The 19,572-nt window shown below is 45.8% G+C and carries 6 protein-coding genes; 3 read left to right on the top strand and 3 right to left on the bottom strand.

Annotated features, from left to right (window positions below):
- Positions 1–18 precede the first annotated feature (18 nt).
- Genes OZ401_RS03460 through OZ401_RS03450 form a run of 3 tightly spaced genes read left to right on the top strand, consistent with a single transcriptional unit; the run spans position 19 to position 17,128 of the window.
- The gene (locus tag OZ401_RS03460) at positions 19–2,139 is read left to right on the top strand and encodes an ATP-binding protein (protein WP_341469316.1); all 2,121 of its coding nucleotides are present in this window, start codon (positions 19–21) and stop codon (positions 2,137–2,139) included.
- Positions 2,140–2,159: 20 nt separating this feature from the next.
- The gene (locus tag OZ401_RS03455) at positions 2,160–10,796 is read left to right on the top strand and encodes an OmpL47-type beta-barrel domain-containing protein (RefSeq protein ID WP_341469315.1); all 8,637 of its coding nucleotides are present in this window, start codon (positions 2,160–2,162) and stop codon (positions 10,794–10,796) included.
- 38 nt (positions 10,797–10,834) lie between these two features.
- Entirely contained in the window at positions 10,835–17,128 is a 6,294-nt protein-coding gene (locus OZ401_RS03450; protein WP_341469314.1) for an OmpL47-type beta-barrel domain-containing protein, read from the top strand.
- 54 nt (positions 17,129–17,182) lie between these two features.
- Here the strand turns inward: OZ401_RS03450 and OZ401_RS03445 are convergent, their stop codons facing one another.
- The 3 genes from OZ401_RS03445 to OZ401_RS03435 are packed head-to-tail and all read right to left on the bottom strand — an operon-like array spanning position 17,183 to position 19,430.
- A complete protein-coding gene (locus OZ401_RS03445; protein ID WP_341469313.1) occupies positions 17,183–17,662 on the bottom strand; it encodes a RidA family protein in 480 nt (159 codons plus the stop codon).
- 14 nt (positions 17,663–17,676) lie between these two features.
- Positions 17,677–18,300, bottom strand: coding sequence for a YkoP family protein (locus OZ401_RS03440; RefSeq protein ID WP_341469312.1), 624 nt, complete (start codon positions 18,298–18,300; stop codon positions 17,677–17,679).
- A 38-nt stretch (positions 18,301–18,338) separates the two neighbouring features.
- Positions 18,339–19,430 (bottom strand): IS4 family transposase, encoded by a 1,092-nt coding sequence (locus tag OZ401_RS03435; protein WP_341467879.1) that lies wholly within the window; start codon positions 19,428–19,430, stop codon positions 18,339–18,341.
- Positions 19,431–19,572: the final 142 nt, after the last annotated feature.

Raw genomic sequence — 19,572 nt, 5'->3', positions numbered from 1 at the left:
AAATAGAAAAGGTGCTGTATGGCCTTATCCAGATATGATATAACCCCAAATTGGAGTGAACAAACTGCGGTAGCACCATTGTTGCGGGTATATTTTTTCGGGAGATTTGAGGTACAGCAAGACGAGCGAATCATTGAAAGTCACCAATGGCGCAATGGAAAAGCCCGCAGCCTTTTCAAAATAATACTTTCGCGCCGGGGCTATCAGATTAGTCGCCAAGAAGCAATTGAACTCCTCTGGCCCGAACTTGACCAAGACCGCGCTTCCAACAATCTGAATCAGGCGGTTTATAGTTTGCGCCGTACCCTTGAACCGGAATTAAAAGGCGCTTTTGCTTCGCTCTACTTACGCACCGAAGGAAACAAAATCCAGCTTTATCCCGCTATGGTAAACTGGATTGATACCGATGAATTTACCAAACTACTTAGGCAAGCGCATCTATCCAATGATTTACGGTTGTATGAACAGGCTGTTGCCCTCTATCGTGGTGATTACCTACTCGAAGATTTATATGAAGACTGGTCGGTAGCACGGCGCGAAGCCTTGCGGCACGAATTAACCGAGATTCTGATGCAAATGGCATCTCATTACTATGCGCAAGGTCAGATTGAAAAATGCCGCGAATGTTTCCACCGAGTGCTTGAGTGCGATTTTTCACATGAAGCAGCACTTCAAAAATTAATGCTGACCTTAATTGAAACGGGGAAACGCGAAGAAGCTTTAGTTTATTACCGCAACTTTGCACAGCGCTTGAAAAATCGCCTGAATATTGAGCCATTACCAGAAACGAAACAGCTATACCAGAAAATAAGCAGCGGACAACTTGCCTCATCTCCGACACAGGTTAAAGCCCCAATCTCTGAAAATGAGAACCATCGTAACAATAACTACATAAATACCGCAACCACCGTCACTAAAAAAGATTTCGCTTTAATTCCGTTCAATGGTAAGGGCGCGGCAGTTCCCAAACCCACGATAGGACGTAATAATGTACTTGAGATTTGGGATCGTCGCCTTGGAGAGGCTATAGCCGGAAACGGAAGTTTAACTCTACTTTGGGGGGAAGCGGGAATAGGTAAAACCCACCTCGCCCAACATATGTCCTTTCTAGCCAACGAAGCCGGTTTTGAACCTCTATACACTATCTGTCATCCCGATCAAACCGATACGCCCTATTATGCCGTTTTCGATATGCTTGAACAGGCTTTATCGCGCCTTGAACCTTCAGTTCTGGAAGAATGTCTGAACAATTGCAGCCCCGAATTATTCCGCTTTTTACCCTCATTATCGCATTTGAGCGAATCCAATGTGGCTGAGCCTAATTCACAGGCAATTTTTGCAGCGATTGCCCATTTACTAGGCTGGTTACAACACAAGCGGAAGATGGTACTAATTATCGAAAACATCCAACATATGCCTTCTGCCTCTCTGCGATTGCTGCGCTCTTTGATGAGCCACCACAACTTGAAATCGCTATTGGTAGTAGTTACTTTGCGCCCAATAGCCAATGAATTGGCACAACCTGAATTGGTGCGGTTACTCGATTGGGCAGGCGAAACACCGGACTCTATCTTCAAATTGGAACGCTTTGAAGCGGGCGAACTTTTGCGGTTGATAACCCTGTATGCGGGGCAGTATGTTTGGAATGAAGTGTTGGATGAAGTTGGGCGATTAAGTCAAGGCAATCCCCGTTTAACACTAGATTTGATAAGCGCGTGGCGTGACGATGGGATTTTACTGGTTGAAGACAGTACGCTGAAATTAAACCAGACGCAAAAGCGCATACTTCCTGATAAGGTTATTTCATACGTAAAGCGTATCGTAAATGTTTTAAGACCAGAGGCACAAATACTTCTTGGGCTTGCCGCACTCATTGGTTATAACTTTAAATTTGAAGTCTTGCGACAGATTATTTTGAATCGCTCAGATGGTGCGGGTTGGTGGATCGGTCTAGATAAAACCAAATTAGGTTCTGCCTTACTTGAACTGACCGGGTGCAAATTAATTGAAGAGCAAGGTATGGAATACAAGTTTGCCTATCCCTTATTGGTAGAAACGATGTTATCTACCTTTTCACAGGGACAAAGCGGTTGCTGGAAAGAAGTTATTGACTGGGCAATCAGCCAGACACAGTCCTAACGGACTAGATATAGAACTTTATGCTGAAATATACAATTACAAGTGAAGTTGTTGAGCTTGCGCCCGGTCAAACCGCTGACGTTACCTTAACCATGTCAAATCAAAGTGAGATTATTGACCAGTTTGCGCTATACCTTCAGCCGCTTAGTACCCCAGAAGCAGCCGGGTTAGATCCCGAGTGGCTTGTTTTCAATCCGACAAATTTCTCCTTGCGTCCCGGTCAAGCAAGCCGTAACCCTAGCGAGGGAGAAGACCAGCAAACTATTACCATTAAGTTGAGTTTACCAGAAGGAATCACTGCCGGAGCTTATCATGGTCAAATAATTATTCAAGCCCGCAGCGGTGCGGATAATAGCTTGCTTATCCCCTTCCGATTGGTAGTTTCTAAGGTAGAAAAGCAGGTTTTTGAACTACAACCGACAGAGCGTATTTCTCGGCGCGGAGGTGAAGTTTACCGTGTTTTCCTAGCGAATCAAGGCAACGCCCCTGCTTTGTATGCGCTATATGCAGAAGATAGTGAAGATGCCTGCCGTTATGACCTTGCCCCCGGCGAAGTTTACCTTGACCAAAATCAGGAAGCGCACATCACTCTGAAAGTGCGCCCACGTGAACGCAACTGGGCTAAAGACCCGGTACGTCACGATTTTGTGATTAATCTGGATGGCTATACCGGGAAACTGGAAGGCAATTTTACCCAGAAATGCGCCTTGCCGCCCGTATTATGGCTCAAACGCCGTTGGGTAATGATGGTAGCCGCTTTTGTGATTGTATTCGGCTTATTAATAGCGGGTTTATTTTTCCTCTTTAGCAATTTTACCCCGGCTCTAGCGGTAGATTGCGGACCTTCCTCTCTTAGACATGTAAATCTGATAACCAACAATGGGAATACAGCGATTTTCGTTAGTGGGCGCGCCGGAATAGACCCATTGTCCCCGGTACGAACTGAGAGTGCAAATGTGCTTCCCGGTATATTTGAACCGCTCGTCTCAGTATCGCCGGACGGTAGAAGATTGGTTTATGTGACTGCGCGAAATCTAGCTATGGATGATACTAACCTATGGATATTAGATTTGGATACGCGGAAGCCTACTCTGTTAGTAAACATACCTAGCGGTTTTTGGCCCACTGCGCCGGTCTGGTCTTCCGATGGCGAAACTTTGGTGTATGTTAAGCGGAAAAAACCTGTGAAGAGTGACACAGCAGCCACCACCGCTGCTACCACTACCACCACTAACGCCACAACTACGGCTAGTACGACCATCCTTGGAACTACTCCTAGCCCTTCACCGGATGCCGCAGCCAGTGACCCACGCCGCCTTGAAATGTACTATATTAGTCTTAAAGCTGGTTCTAAAGAAACTTTCCTATCGTCACCTGAGTATTTTGACCCTACCCTTTTTTACGGCAATGAGCAGCCGGTACTTTGTTGGACAACCACTAATAGCAGTCTCTTAATTCGTCCCAAAGCCGGGGAGGAAACCGCTCTTAAAAATCAACAGGTTGAAATCAGCTTTCCAGAAGGGAAAGTGGTACAGAGACCACGACCCGGCTTTAATCTACCGACTCCAAAAATACCAAATATAACGCCTCCAAAAATCGGAGCGAATATCCAACCGGACACAGGTTTAGTGGCAAACCGCTTTATACCGCTATTTTCTAACTCTTCTGCTACACCGCCAACCAATCAGAGCAATAACAGTTGCCCGGTGGTCAATCCTTTTAGTATGAATGACCCAAGATGGGCAGATGTACCGCTCAGGGTTGGGATTACCAGCAAAGTGGGGGATTACGGTTGCGCTATAACCGCTGCGGCAATTCTTCTTAACCAATATTTGAATCAACTAGGCACTACCTCAATTCAACCTGACGCTTTAGTGGACTGTCTAAGAGACAATACCAGCCCTTTAACTACAACCGGTTGGGCATTTATCGGGCAAAATTGTAGCGATATGAGACTACAATTGCGCGGACGTGATAATTTCAGTTGGGATGAGCTTGATTCAATTTTACAACGCGGTCCTGCCATAGTAGGAATGTTAGGTGGTCCAACTAACAATCATTTTCTAGTTGTAACTAGCGGTTCAGGGGGAGATGCGCGCAATTATAAGGTAGTTGACCCATGGGATGGTTCCACTTACAAGAATCTTCAGAATTTTCTCAGTTTCGGTTATCGCCCTAAATGGTTATTATCCTACGAGGGGCAAGGTTTCTTCTGTGGGGGGAATAATACTAGCCCAGAGACTAGCCCACTTGCCATTGAAACCAATGGCATCCAAGATGGTAATATGTATCGGCAGGATGTGAATTTCAAGTTCGATATTACCGGGAAAACACTAACAACCACCCTCACTGCGACTGTCAAAATCCGAGGTCCTAGAACCCCACCTAGCGAAAGTTCGGTAGTAAATCTACCCGAAGGTCAGCAAATACCTTTCCGGCAAGATGGTAATTATGCGATTTCGATTCAGGCTAAAAACCCGGCAAGCCCACCTGTTGAAGTAAATCGTAATATTTTCTTTACGGTTGATACCACACCGCCAGAAATTAAAGCTAGGATTCTTACAGGGGCTGATCCAAAAACCAACAAATATTCCGGTCCGGTAACCCTACAACTGGATGCTACAGATGCTTTAAGCGGCATTTCCTCTATTGAATATCAGGTCGATGGTAGTCCTTGGCGTTCTTATACCAGCGACACTACCACAAACTCTATTACCGTCAAAGACAAAGGCAATCACGTTGTTAACTATCGCGCTACTGACGGAGCAGGAAATCTATCTACGGTAGGCACTGCCCCTTTTACAATTGAACCACCAATAAACCGGGAAGCGCCCGCCGCAGCCGGGATCGGGGGCAACTCAACCAATACAGGTGGAAATAATAACGGAGGTGTTGTCCCGACTACTAAAGCTCCCGTAACTACTGCACCGATAATTACAACTCGTGCCATTACTACTAGTGTTGCGACGCCTACAGCTAAAGCCACACCAACTGTGCCACCAACCGCAACCGCGCTACCCACCGCAACGCCGTTACCCACTGCAACGCCATTGCCAACTATAATACCTACTTCCGCAGTTGCCAGAGTTACCGGGTTATTGGCAATTGATAATGCTCAGTTAACCTTTGGACCGGGCATCTCCTCGTTAAATATCAAACTCAGTAACACCGGCACAGGTTCGTTAAACTGGACAGTCTCTCCGGGAACTAGCGCGAGCCTTCTCAAGTTTGGTAACAACAGCGGTTCATTACTATCTGGCACAGCTTCGATTTTAAGCGTGAGTCTGGCTTCAACTACTTTACCCTTCCAAGCGCAAAGTACCAGTTTCCAGATCGTTTCTGACGGTGGCAATAAAACCGTAAATGTAGTTATTAATCCGCAACCATTGCCAACCGCAGTATTTTCTTCACCGATTACCGGAACAGTGCTTGGTCTAACTACGCCTATAAGTTTGACGATTAATACCAATCAAAGCACTGCTACACCAGATCACGCAGTTTTAATAGCTACCTATGTAACGGCTGCCGGTTTACCTGCGGCGGATGTAACTTTAACTGCCAAACCTTCTGCCAGCAATAGCTTTAGTATCAATTGGGATACAACTACAATAATCCCTCAAGCAGCTATCAAGTTGCGGGGTAAATTTTGCGTAAGCGCCGATGAATCAATCTGTACAGACATTCCAGAGATAGCAAACCTTAATATTCCACTGAGTGGTTCTATTGCTACACCTACTGATGCCAGTATTTTAGCCAGTTCCGCAATAATCTCGGTTACTGCCACTGGTAGAGCTAACCATGCCAAGCTTAAAATAGTTTTCCAGGATGATCTTTCAGAGGTAGTTATACCATCATCACCCGCACCAAATAACAATTGGTCGGTTACTTGGAATACGTTGTCGATTAGACCAGAGCGGGTTTTTAATCTCAAAGGGCAATTATGCAGCAGCGTGGACGAAAGCGTCTGTGTGAATATGCCGGATGTCATTAACCTGCGTACTCGCATGAGCGCAACCGTTACACCCAACCAGAATCTCACCAGCAACAAGGTTTTGCCTGCTACCTTAAATGTTACTATCGGTAGTCCGACAAATAATATCGAGCATGTTTCGTTATATGCAACTTTTGGTTCTGGTACGCCAACCCTGATTTCCAATAGCATCCGTGGTTCTAGCTGGCAAGGAAGTTGGAATACAACTACCATTACGGCACAATCAGGCATTATATTGGATGTGAAAGCCTGTTATGATACTTCCGAAAGTATCTGTACTCCGTTGGCATCCTTCCCGAATCTAGCGGTACAAGCCGGACCACCTAGTATAATCAATATAATATCCGGCTCAGGACAAAGTGCGGTCACGGGTAGTTCTTTTGCGCAACCTTTCAAAATTCAGATTACTGATGCAAATAAAAACCCTTTACCACAGATTGGCGTAATTTTTAGCGCACCCGACCCGTTAATTGGTCCAAGCATTTTCTTTGGACCCACCTTTACATTAAACAGTTTTAGCGCTACTACCGACATAGGGGGCTTTGTTACAACCCCTCCATTTGCAGCTAATAACAATACGGGTAATGGATATACAGTTAATGTAAGTGTTTTAGGCACGAGTCTCACTGCTAATTTGTTACTGAACAATCTGTTACCTAACTCAACCCCGATACAACCAAGCGCGGGTTCAGGGCAATCAACTATTGTACAAACCAACTTTGGCACTTCTCTCCAAGCAACGGTAGTTGATGCAGCAAACTTACCCGTACAAAATATAACTGTGACATTTACGGTGCTATCAAACGGGGCAGGGGCGATATTTCCTTCTACCGCCAGCACAAGTGCAACCGCTGTTACCAATGTAAACGGGATAGCGACTGCTCCTGATCTTAAAGCTACATGCACTCCCGGCGTATTCTCAGTAAATGCTGTTGCCAGCGGTCCGTATATACCCGCAACTTATAGCCTGACTAATGTGCCCGGCGCACCGAACAGCATTCAAATTAGCGCAGGCAACAATATTAGCGCTACTGTAACCACCGCTTATGCACCTCCATTTGCGGTGCAGATTCGAGATGCCTGCACTAATAATCTCGACGGTCAGGATGTAACCTTTACTGCGCCTTCAAGCGGAGCAAGCGGCACTTTTGCCAACGGCACCAATACTACAACCGTAAAAAGCGCGAACGGTGGTATTGCCACCGCCACAAGTTTTACCGCCAACACTATTGCCGGAAATGGTTATCAAGTTTCGGCGGTAGTAGCCAGCAATTCTGCCATTTCAACTACTTTTACCATCAGTAATGTTCCCGGACCCGCAGCAACTATCACCCCGATAAACGGTAATGGGCAAAATGCCAAGATATTTACCGCTTTCCCTAACCAATTATCTGCCAGAGTAAAAGATTCACAGGGTAATTTGCTGATAAACGGTACTGTAACATTTACTGCACCGAGCAGTGGCGCAAGCGGAAAATTTTCCACTACCAATAATAATGTTGCCACCGCTATAATTGATGCCAGTGGAGTGGTTACTGCTCCTGTATTCACAGCAAATGGCACTGCCAGCCTCAGCGCATATCAGGTTAGTGCAACTATTGGAAGCGCTACCAATGTATTTAGCCTGACTAACTTGCCCGGTGATCCGAATACGCTGGTTGTTCTGGCTGTAACCGGGGGTAGCGGACAGAACGCCACCGTCAATACGGGCTACACTAACCACTTAACCGCAACTTTAAAAGATGCAGGCGGTAATACTCTCGATGGGTACAACGTTACCTTTACCGCCCCTAGCACTGGCGCGAGTATAGTTTTCAGTTCCAGTACTTATACACATGCTGTGACAAGCGCCGGAGGTGGACTGGTAGACTCTGGGGCTATAACTGCGAACAAAATTGCCGGTGCTAACTTTATTGTCCTAGCTTCGGTCGACTTGTTCCCAAGCGTGACTGCATCCTACACCCTCACAAATAATCCCGGAAACCCGGCGTTTATAACCATAATGGCGGGAGATAACCAGAGCGTTAAGATAGGCACAGTCTTTACCACCAGCCTAGCCATATCTATTACCGATACTTTTAATAACCCGGTTCCAAGCACAAGTGTAACCTTTACTGCGCCTTCAAGCGGAGCAAGCGGTACATTCGCAAGCACCAGTAACAATGCCGCTACCGCTACAACCGGAGCTAATGGGTTGGCGACCGCATCGATATATACAGCCAACACTGTCGCGGGCAATAACTATGCAGTAAATGCTAAAGTGACGAGTTTCCCGGCTGTAAACACGAATTTCACTTTAAGTAATTTGAAAGGTGACCCTAATAAATTAACCATTACGGGCGGTAACGGGCAAAGCGCAATTGTAGGTAGCGGATTCAGCAATAATCTCAAAGCCACCTTGACCGACATAGGAAATAACACCCTCGATGGTTATCAAGTTACCTTTACCGCCGGTGGGGTTAGTGCTAATGCGATCTTTACCGCCACTACCAACAACATTACGGTTGTTAGCAGCAGTGGAGGGGGTTTAGTAGATTCCGGTGGGTTCAAAGCAAATACCACTTCTGGAAGTTATACTGTCCAAGCGGTAGTAAACGGTTTCCCGGCAGTTACAGTTAATTATAATCTGACCAATCTAGCCGGAGACCCTGCCAATCTGACGATAAGTAATGGCAATTCCCAAAGTACCAAGATTAAAACCGTTTTCGGTACTAACCTAGAAGTTACCGTGACCGATTCGCATACTAACCCAGTAAGCGGTACTGTGATAATCTTTGCTGCGCCACAGTATAGCCCACCAACTGTTCCTAGCGGGAAATTCTCCAGCAGTAATACCTATACTTCAACGGCAACTACTAATTCGAGTGGGGTAGCCACCGCATCAGCTTTCACTGCCAATAAAACGGCAGGTAGTTTCTCTGTAACTGCCAGCGTTAGCGGTTTCCCATCTGTAACATCGGTCACTTTCAACCTTATTAACAACACCGATAATCCAGCGGCACTTGTTATAACAAACGGTGATGGGCAAAACACTGTCGTCAATAATAACTTTGCCAATAGCCTGATAGTTCGTGTGGAGGATTCCGGACAAAACGCCTTGAGTGGTTATACTGTCTTATTTACTTCAACCGTTTCCACCAGTCCGGGGGTAGTATTCGCCAGTACCAGTACCTATACTGCTACGACGCTATCGACAACGGGTGGCATAGCAGATTCCGGTAACTTAAAAGCAAATACCACAGCCGGAACAAATTATACGGTAACCGCAACGGTGCAAGGTTTTCCATCGGCAACAATCAATTTCACACTAACCAATAATCCGGGTACGCCTGCTACGTTGGCAACCGACTCAGGCGTATTATTATCCCAATCTATTACCGTTAACAATGCTTATGGGCCGTTAAGAGTGTTGGTAAAAGATACCTATGGCAACCCGGTTATTTCAGGATACACTGTTAATTTCAGTGCGCCCGCCAGTGGAGCAAGCGGTATTTTCAGTGGCACCGGAACAAATACTACTTCTGCCACCACAAATGCTAATGGAATCGCAAATCCGGGCATTTTTACCGCAAACAGCATAGCAGGTGGACCATTTAATGTTCAGGTAACAGTAACAAGCTATGCTACTGCCGCTTTCAGCTTCAATTTGACTAACCTACCGGATGTTCCTGCCCATATTACGGCAGTTGATTTGTTATCGGTAACCCAATCTAGCATAGTTACTAACAACTTCACCCGCAATATGAAAGTTGTAGTAACCGACTCGTCCAATAACCCAATATCAGGCAAGAGTGTGACCTTTACCGCATCATCAGCAGTAAGCGCAACCGGTACATTCAATAGCAATAATTTAGGTTCAGTTACACTTAGTACCGATAGTAGCGGGGTTATAGATCCGGGAACTTTTAAGGCTAATAGCGTAGCGGGGGGTCCTTATAGTATTGTTGCAGTAGTTAGCGGATTTCCTTCAATTAAAGTGACCTATAATTTCACAAACCTGCCGGATGTTCCCGCCAGTATGGTTGTTCATACAGGAGTATTAGCCATACAAAATGTAACCGTAAATAATGCTTACGGCGCAATGAGTGTTATAGTTAAAGACACTCATGGCAATCCTGTAGCGGCTGGTTACAACGTCACTTTCACAGCGCCGGCGGTTATGTTCCCATTTCCAACCGGAGCTTTTTCTTCCGGTAACTCTATTACTGTGCAAACCAATGCCAGCGGAGTGGCAGACCCCGGCACATTTAATGCCAATACCGCAGCAGGCGCATTTACAGTTACAGTAGCGGTTAGTGGTGCTCCCGACTTGAATTTCTCAATGACTAATAATGCCGGAGCGCCTGCTACAGTTGCAAATGACAGCCCAACTATACCTGCATCACAATCTGTTGCGGCGGGTAGCACCTTTGCGCAACCATTGAGGGTAGTTGTACGTGATATATATGGGAATGGTGTTGATGGTGTTTCGGTAGTTTTTACCGCGCCAGCAGCAGGCGCGAGTGGTACATTCAGTAATACCACCCGTACAATTACAATTACTTCTTCCGGCGGCGGTTTTGCCGATGCGGGTAATTTCAAAGCCAATGCAACTACGGGTAGTTACAATGTGTCTGTAGCAGTAAGCGGTACTCCGGGCTTTAACTTTGCAATGACTAATAGTTAGCTATAGCTGGAATTTATAAATGCAATAGGAGTTTACGGTTGAGCCAGAAAGTTGAGCTAAAGCTTTCATCTGAACAAATAACCTTAAAACCGGGTGGAAGCGCCGAGCTTACCGTCACCTTGATTAATAATACGCAAGGGGTAGAACGTTTTGAGCTTGGCATAGGTGAGCTTACCGCCGGATGGGCGCAACTCGATCAACTTGAGATGCTTTTATATCCTGATTCCCCCGGCAACGAAGGCTCTACAATACTAAGATTCAACTTACCAGCCAATGCCGCACCCGGTACTTATGCTCCCGTGTTGTTGGTCGGTAGTAGCAGCCAGCCGGGTATAATAGCCAGCCAGCCCTTATTGCTCAATGTTGAAGAAATAAAACAGGTAACACAAGAACTCAAATTACAACCGCAAGAGGTACAAACTCGCAAAAAAACCGCCATATGTCAGATCGGGATTTCCAATAATCAGTACCAGCCGGTTAACCTGAAATTGTATGCACGTACCAATGTGCAGGGAATGGAAATTCTGATTAATCCCCCGGTAGTGACAATCCCGCCACAAGCAGAAATAACCGCCAGTTCGCTTGAAATAAAGCTACGCAGGCGTAATTGGGTTGGCTCTCCCCGGATGTACGACTTCACAGTGGGTATCGAAGGACAGACCACCGAAACAAACGGGGTGCTTAATCAAGCGTGTACTTTACCGTGGTTACGTGCTGTTGTATTAAGCCCGGTTTTACTGGCGCTGGCGCTGCTATTGCCGGTAGCTTTCGTGATAATGCTACTTATTTTGATGTGGCCTACCAATACGCAAACTACTACAAGCAATCAGGTTCTACCGCCTGCTATTTGCACACCCGCTAATATAAACCTGCGCGCTACTCTCAGAATGGGCGAAACTGCCACCGATATAATAATAGTACAACCCGATGGCTCGCACCCGCGAAGTGTTTTTCAGGAATCGGTAGATGTTTTACCCGGTAATTTTGCCAGCCTGATGTCTATTTCACCGGATGGACGTAAATTGGCATATATAACCGCAAAAAACGAGGCTTTAGACAATGCTGCAATCAATGTACTAGACCTTAACTCACGCTCCAAAACCAGAGCGGTAAGTGTTGCCAGTGGATTATGGACTACCCGCCCAACTTGGTCTGCGGATAGCACCCAATTGAGTTATATAGTTCGTAATACCAATAAACTTGAATTGTTCAAGGTTGCAGCGAGTGGTAGAGAGCGCGAAATATCACTTGGCACACCCGACCAACTAGTACCTGAATATTTTTATGGTGATCCCGGTCAGGATGGGCCTCTTTGCTGGTCAACCGACAATTCGCGTATCATTGTTAATTCAAATAGCATCAATAACCCCTTCACGGTCAATGTAAACGATAAAAAAGTCAACGCTATTCCAAAAATAGCACAAACCCAAAACTTTGCGATTGTTACCGATAGATTCCAACAAGTACCTACCAAAGACCTTACCCCTGCTCCCGCCCCCGGCGGTGATTGTTTTGTTATAAATTACAGCCAGAATGACCCGCGCTGGCGTAATAGCCAAATCGGCACACAGACATTTAAAATTGGCGATTCCGGTTGTGCCATTACCACCGCTGCAATGCTACTGAACTATAACAAGGCAGATACCGACCCCGACCAGTTAAATAGTTGCTTAGGTCCCGATGCAATTCCGATGGATTGGTCGCTTACTGCCGTTCGCTGTAGCAAGGGAGTTTTATCCGGAGCACAACGTCAGGACTTTAACTGGGATTCGCTCAACTCCATCCTGAAATCAGGGCAACCCGCCGTGGTAGGCTTTCTCGGTGGGCAAACCGGAACACAATTTGTAGTAGTGGTTAGCGGCTCGGACAACATTGCGGCTACCTATCGGATTAATGACCCTTGGGATGGTACCAGCTACAAATCGCTTGCCTACTACATGGAGAAAGGCTACCAATTACGCTGGTTGATAAATTACGGAGCAGCGGGTCAAAGCGGTTGTCAAGGGCGACTCGACACTACTACCACCCAGCAAACTGGAATAACTCTGACAAGCCCAGTGGATGGCAAGCTATATACCCAATCAGTACCGCTTAATTATCAAGTCTCAGATACAACCAAAGTCAGCGCCTCCTTGAATATGCTGACTACTAACACCACTGATGGCAACCTTTTGCCCAGTGCCGGACTTGAAACCAATGTAAATGTGACATCGGGTGACCTTATCGAGAAAGAGGGCGCATATACGCTTGTACTGGATAACGGCACTAACCGGATTACTGCTCATTTTATAATCGACAAAACCCCACCACGGCTGGATTTGGTACGTCCTAAATTGAGCGACTTTGACCCAACCGGAGCGCAGGGTAATCAACTTATAGCCAGAAACAAAATATCCCTCGAATTTAAGGCTTCCGATAATTTAAGTGGCATCGCTCTTATAGAGTATAAAATCAACCAAGATGATTGGAAACCTTATAATAACGACATTGTTGCAGTGCCGATTACAATTGAAAAAGCGGGTGATTATTCTATTCTTTACCGTGCTACTGATGGCGCAGGCAATCATACTCCAGAAGGCAACCTTACTTTCTCGCTAATCCCTACTACCACAGGTCAAGGTACTAATCAGAGCGGCAATGCCAACCAGACCACTGCCCCCGGTGGTGACCAACAAGGTGGCAATAATGGAACAGGCGGAGGAGCAAATACAACTCCACAACCTACTGCGCTGCCCGGTGTATTGGCAGTAGCGCCAAATTCTTTGAATTTCGATGCTTTCACTAACCAAACATTCCTACAACTCTCAAACAGTGGGCAAGGACCAGTCGCATGGAATATTCAGCAACCAAGTGGGGCTTTAGCGTCCTTACTAAAATTTAACTTGCAGTCGGGTACAATCCCGCCTAGCGGCAATACGCAGCTAATCGTGAGCCTTAATGCCTTTAACCTCACCCAAGCTCCGGTAAACGGCACATTTAACATTGTATATAACAACGGGGCGGTGCAAGTGCCGGTGACCGTTGTCATAATCCAACAGCCCACCCCTACTGTACAATTTGTTTCGCCTATTCCGGGACCATTAAACGGTAAAACGGTGGATATAAGAGTTACCGTTATACCTACCGGGCTAGCTGCGCCTAATCATGTGAGCTTTACAGCCAAATACATTGCGAGTGTTGGTGGAAGTATTGCGGAATTACCCATACCCGGACAAGCAAATGCGGGCAATAGTTGGGGCGTAACGTGGGATATCTCAACTTTACCACCGCAAACCCCGATCGAGATCGGCGGTAAATTGTGTTGGACTGCCGATGAAGGCAGTTGTATCAAACTGGTACAACCACTGGCAGGTTTGAGTATTCCCAAACCCGCAGCAACTATTACCCTGAGTCCTAATTCCGACAAGTTAGTAGGAACGGTTACATTGAGCGCACAGGTTACAGGCGTTTATGATCATATCACCTATACTTACACCTACAATGATACAACCAATGCAACAGTTTCTAAAACGCTAGATAAGGCTAACGCAGCTAATAATAATACGGTGAAGTGGAATACTACGGGAATCCCACCTCAAACCGGCATCATCCTTGATGCTAAAGTATGCTGGGGTACTGACGATAATGTGGCTAATTGTACTACCCCTACTAATCAGTTACCTGCTGCCTTTACCGTAGAAGCGCCTACGCTAACGGTTAGCCCATTGAGTAGCACGGATCAAGCCAGTTTACCGGTGTTAGTGGCATTAAGCGGTTCCGCTGCTAAAATCAGCAGTGCCAGTACCGTAGTATTTGTAAATTATAAATATATCCCGACGGCAGGTGGACAACAGGTAGAGAAAAACGACACGGCAACGCTTAGCGCAGTTTCAAACGGCACTGCTACATGGTCAATACAAATAAACACGGCGGCATGGCCTCCTCAACCAATCACCTTTACCCCTAAAATATGCTGGGATGGAAATGCTACGGGCATTTTCTGTTATCCGGTGCAAGCGGCGGTACAGGGTACTATTCCCGATTTAATCGCTCAGTTTGCCACGCCTGTACCAACCGATTTATCCAAACCTACTATTTTGAATGTATCCGGCACACCGACTGCAAGAGTAACATCAATTCGCTATTATGTTACCTATCAGGCAAATGATGGTACGGCGCGCGCGGACGTACTACTAAGCACCGATGCCAACAGCACCAATAATTTTGGGATTACCTTTGATTCATCGGCTTTGGGAATCAAGCCAAATCAGCAAATTATTATAAAGTTGAAAGCCTGTAATAGCAGTGGCTATTGTGGCCCGTTTAATACTACCCCGCTGAACTGGAATGTACCGGAAGCGGCGGTTAATTTTACACCACCTGTATCTACCACCCTCAGCCTGAACACCACTATAACGGGTACGGTTACAGGGCGCGGGGCATCTTCTATTATTCTGTTGGCAACTTATCTAACCGACCCTACCAATCCAACTACTGTTATTACAACCTCGCTGACAACAATAAATAATAAAGTATTATCGGATACCGTTAGCTATGTCTGGAATACCGCCACGATCCCGCCACAACCGGGAGTCAAGTTGACCTACCGGATTTGCTGGGGTCAGGGAGAATTAGATTCTCAAGTGTGCCAAGCTAAGGACGTTACGGGCTACACTAGTGTGACCATACCTGAACCACAGGTAAGCAATGTCATTGTCAACGGTACTAGCCCTTATAATGTGACAAACGTTTTACCAATCGCCTTCGATAGTACCGCGTCACCGCTTACCTCAATTACGATTCCGCTAACTGCTACCGTAACCGGAAATAATGTTGGTGGGGTTAGATGGATTCTGAGTGACCAAGCGGGTAATATAACCCCTACATTAGCGCTGCAAAATTCTCAGGTAAACGCCACAACTCAGCAGGCAACCGGGAATCTGGTTCTTAATTTGCAACAGCTAAAAGCCACAGTCGATTTACTTACCGACACCTTATACATTACAGCCGTACCATTATGGGGACCTGTTTCCAGTGGCGTTCCATATAGCGGTTCTACCAATATTGTTCAGCTTAAAATTAAGCTGATAAACATGACGGTCAGCATGAACAGTAAAGGAGCAGCGCCTGTACAATTAGCTCCGCTAAGCGGTTCGCCTACCTCCGCGAATTATTTGATGCTTTCCAGTGTGACTACATTTACGGTTGCCATTCCTACAAATGCGGCTTTAATCAAGCGGGTAATGTTTGATGTCAATTACAAAAACTCTTCGGGAGTTAGTACCACCACCGCATTAAGCACAATATCAGGACCTAAAAGTATTTTGCCTACCGGGTCTGGACCTTGGACTGTTACATGGGATCATACTTCTGACACGCCAAAAATAGACCCGCAAAATGGAATAACTCTAAGCTGGCGACTCTGTACCACAGCCTCACCGGATGATTCCGGGTGTCAATCTCCGGGATTAGCGGGCAACCTATCCAGTATTAGCGGTCTGACTCTTGGTGGCGCACGCTTCAATCTGAGTAGCTCTAACCTGACCGATAATCAGCCCGGAACAGAGCCAAAAGCCAGCGATTATTTTAATTCTTCGCCACAGGCTTTAATTGAGCTAAGTGCGCTTGATTCGGTCAAGTTGGTGAGAATATTTGCTTATCCTACCAATAGTCCAACTCCGGCAAACCGGATATTATTAGGGATTCGTACCGATGATACCAGCACGCCCTCCAATGCGGTTATTTCATCGGGACTATTGCAATGGAATTTATCAGCATTTTGGCCTTTGGATGAAACTGGTATAACCACAAACCTAATAAATAATGCAACCGACCGGAAAGTTTCGCTAGGCATCCAGTATTGCACCGAAGCTGCACCCGCTACACTGGACGCTGTTACTTGTAGCGATTGGGATGGAAAGCTTTTCGCCCAGATGAGTCCAAATTGGAAAGGCTCTTTTGATGCTAATATGGGCGCGGTTGTCTTATGGAAACCATACGATGTACAACCAAACCCGTATGACTCTTATATTCAAACGGGCGCACTATCAACTCGTAATCTGACTGCTACTGTAATACCTTTTAGTGGAGTTACTATTAATTCCAGCAATGGGGTTAGCTTTAATTATACCGTGCAAACAAATTCAGTAACGTCTATCGGTACTGCCGCATTAATGACTAATAGTAGTGGGAATGACTGGAGCTATTCTTGGAATATCGGCGGAATTACATTCAAGAATGATGCTAGCAATACGCGAAGTGTAACTTTAAAAGCCAGCGTAACTTTTACAGTAACAGGAGATCCAAGCGCGAAAACAAAAGATACGGTGGTAAAAACTCATGGTCATAATTAAAAGTCGGGATGCTTATATTGAAAAAGCATCCCGACTCGGAATAGCATGGACAAATTACCTTACCTGTACAATCATTTCAATTTCAATCGGCATATTGTTAGGCAAGCCGCCCATCCCCACCGCTGAACGGGCATGCTTGCCTATTTCTTCACCAAACACTGCCACAAACAAATCGGAAGCGCCGTTGATTACATAAGGTTGCTGTCCAAAACCTTCCACTGCATTGACCATACCTAAAACCTTTACGAACTTTACGACCCTATCAAGGTCTCCAAGTGCCTCTTTTAGCGTTGAAAGAAGATTCAAACCGGTCAAGCGTGCGGCTTTATAACCCTCCTCCAAGCTCACCTCTCCTCCTACCTTACCTTGATAAGCGAGTCTCCCATCAGAACCCGTAGGGCCATGTCCGGCAATAAAAAGAAGATCACCGGTTTGTACATAACGCAAGAAATTCATGCCGGGAGGAACATTAAAGATAGGTGGTAACTCAATACCCAGTTCGCGTAATTTATGCTCTATTTTTCCTTCAGCCATTTAAGCTCTCCTTGTCAAAAATACTTGAATAATCGGCGCAAGCGGGGCGGTTCTACTTGAGTATCGTTGTGAAGTGCAACTAAAGTGGAACAGCCAATCCAAGTTTCGCGTGGTTTTCGTACTCCATGCGGCTTCAGAATCTTCAACAAGCAACGTGGCGTGGGATCGGTTAGGAGCATTGCACCACGACCAAGCAAATCCACCACCACAATCCACCAATCTGGTATTGCTCTGGTTTCAAAGCCTAATTTTTCGGTATATTTTCCTACTACGTGAGATTGACCCATGATTGCCTTAAAATCAGACCAAGCGGGGTCAACCCTTAATAAAGCAGCGAGATTAGGCATTTCGGGCGCTAATAACCGATATAGATAACGTGAATAAGATAAATCATTGTCGGCACCCCTGAAGCGTGGCATAAAAAGCTTCATATGCAGTCTGATTATTTTATCACCTCGGCGCAAGGTAGTGCCATCTTTTAGAGTTGTAGTCCATGGGCGGCGATAACGACGCTTTACTATCACTAGATAACCAATTCGATAAGCCATAAACGGCTCGAAAAAACCTCGAACAAAGTCGAAGGCGATTACTAATTCCAGCCAGAGTCGCCGCCATATTTTCATTAAGTTTTCAGACATATACTTATCTTAAACCTATTTTTTGCTACCGTACACAATTAGAAATCCTCTAAAAGAAAAGGGATAAAGGCGACTGGTAAGGGTAAATGTTCATTCAAAAAATGCTCAAGCAGGTTCAAACCTAAATTGAACAGGCTCAAATCCAGTCGTTCGGTGCGATGAATGACCCGGTTCCAGCCTTCAGCTAAAGCTATCGTACCCAGATGTACAATCCAAAGATAAGCCAGACAAGCCGCTAACAATAACCTTTCTAGCCGTTTAGGGTCATCCAAATGGCTCTTGTCCAGCCGAAACCCTCGGCTCTTGCTATCGGAAAAGAAGGTTTCAATCCTAAACCTCTTTTTGTAGTACCGGATTGCTTCCTGGGCTAGAGCCAAATTACTCACCAGATAAAGTGGCTCACGGTAAGGCTTTTGCCAGACCGCTATGACCAGTACTGGTCCGTACTCGTGTTTGCTGAATGCTACGCCGCTCTGACTCACTACCTGACCAGGCTGAACCCCTAACTTACTGATGGCATAATGAGCTTGTTCATCCAACCAGACCTGGCTATTTTTAGCAGTACGACAGACATACTGCCAACCGTAATAATCTAACCGTCTTAACAAACGACAGCCATCGAATTCACCATCACCCAAAAAGACTACTTGGCTACCAGACGGAACCAACGAGTGAACTTGCTTTAACAATCTGATGTGCAAAGCTTGAGCTAAATGTCCCTTTTTAGCCTTAACCACCAACCAACCCAAAGGTAAAGCCCGCCCCTGATATACTACACTGATTACTAAGCCCATTCCACCAGCACCAACCTGACTGCCATCTATCACCAGTACCAGTGGACAATGACACAGGCTACTCAGCAATTGTTTGGCGAAAGGAGCATACACCACTTTTTGGTTAAAGTTATCATTTTTGAGCAATCGGCGCATTCGGATGATGCGGCTTTCCCGTTTAGTTTTATCTGGCACTTTGGCGGCGATATTAGGCAACGCACTATGCCGACTACCTACAATCCCACTGATCACCATCGCTAGAATTGTTAAATATTGTAATTCGCGCCCCTGCGCTTGTGGGTGGAGTTGCAACAATTGCTGTTTTATGGCACGATGTCGGCGAAGGTTGTCACTCATTTTGGTATCCTTTTGCTTTCTACTTTGGTCGGTAAGAAAACTACAGTTTACCACTCTGCCTCAACCTTCTCCTCCTTTTCCTCTCCTTTATATCTGTACGGTAGCAAAACCTATTTGAATGTATTAGTAGTAGTAAATGTAA

This window comes from Candidatus Chlorohelix allophototropha (assembly GCF_030389965.1).
GTDB classification, from domain to species: Bacteria; Chloroflexota; Chloroflexia; order Chloroheliales; family Chloroheliaceae; genus Chlorohelix; species Chlorohelix allophototropha.
Note: the sequence above shows the minus strand (reverse complement) of the source record. Positions and strands in the feature narration are given on the sequence as shown.

Excerpts from the sequence above, each read along its gene's own strand:
- OZ401_RS03460 (WP_341469316.1), top strand. The coding sequence starts at position 19 with ATGGCCTTATCCAGATATGATATAACCCCAAATTGGAGTGAACAAACT.
- OZ401_RS03455 (WP_341469315.1), top strand. The coding sequence starts at position 2,160 with ATGCTGAAATATACAATTACAAGTGAAGTTGTTGAGCTTGCGCCCGGT.
- OZ401_RS03445 (WP_341469313.1), bottom strand. The coding sequence starts at position 17,662 with ATGGCTGAAGGAAAAATAGAGCATAAATTACGCGAACTGGGTATTGAG.
- OZ401_RS03440 (WP_341469312.1), bottom strand. The coding sequence starts at position 18,300 with ATGTCTGAAAACTTAATGAAAATATGGCGGCGACTCTGGCTGGAATTA.
- OZ401_RS03435 (WP_341467879.1), bottom strand. The coding sequence starts at position 19,430 with ATGAGTGACAACCTTCGCCGACATCGTGCCATAAAACAGCAATTGTTG.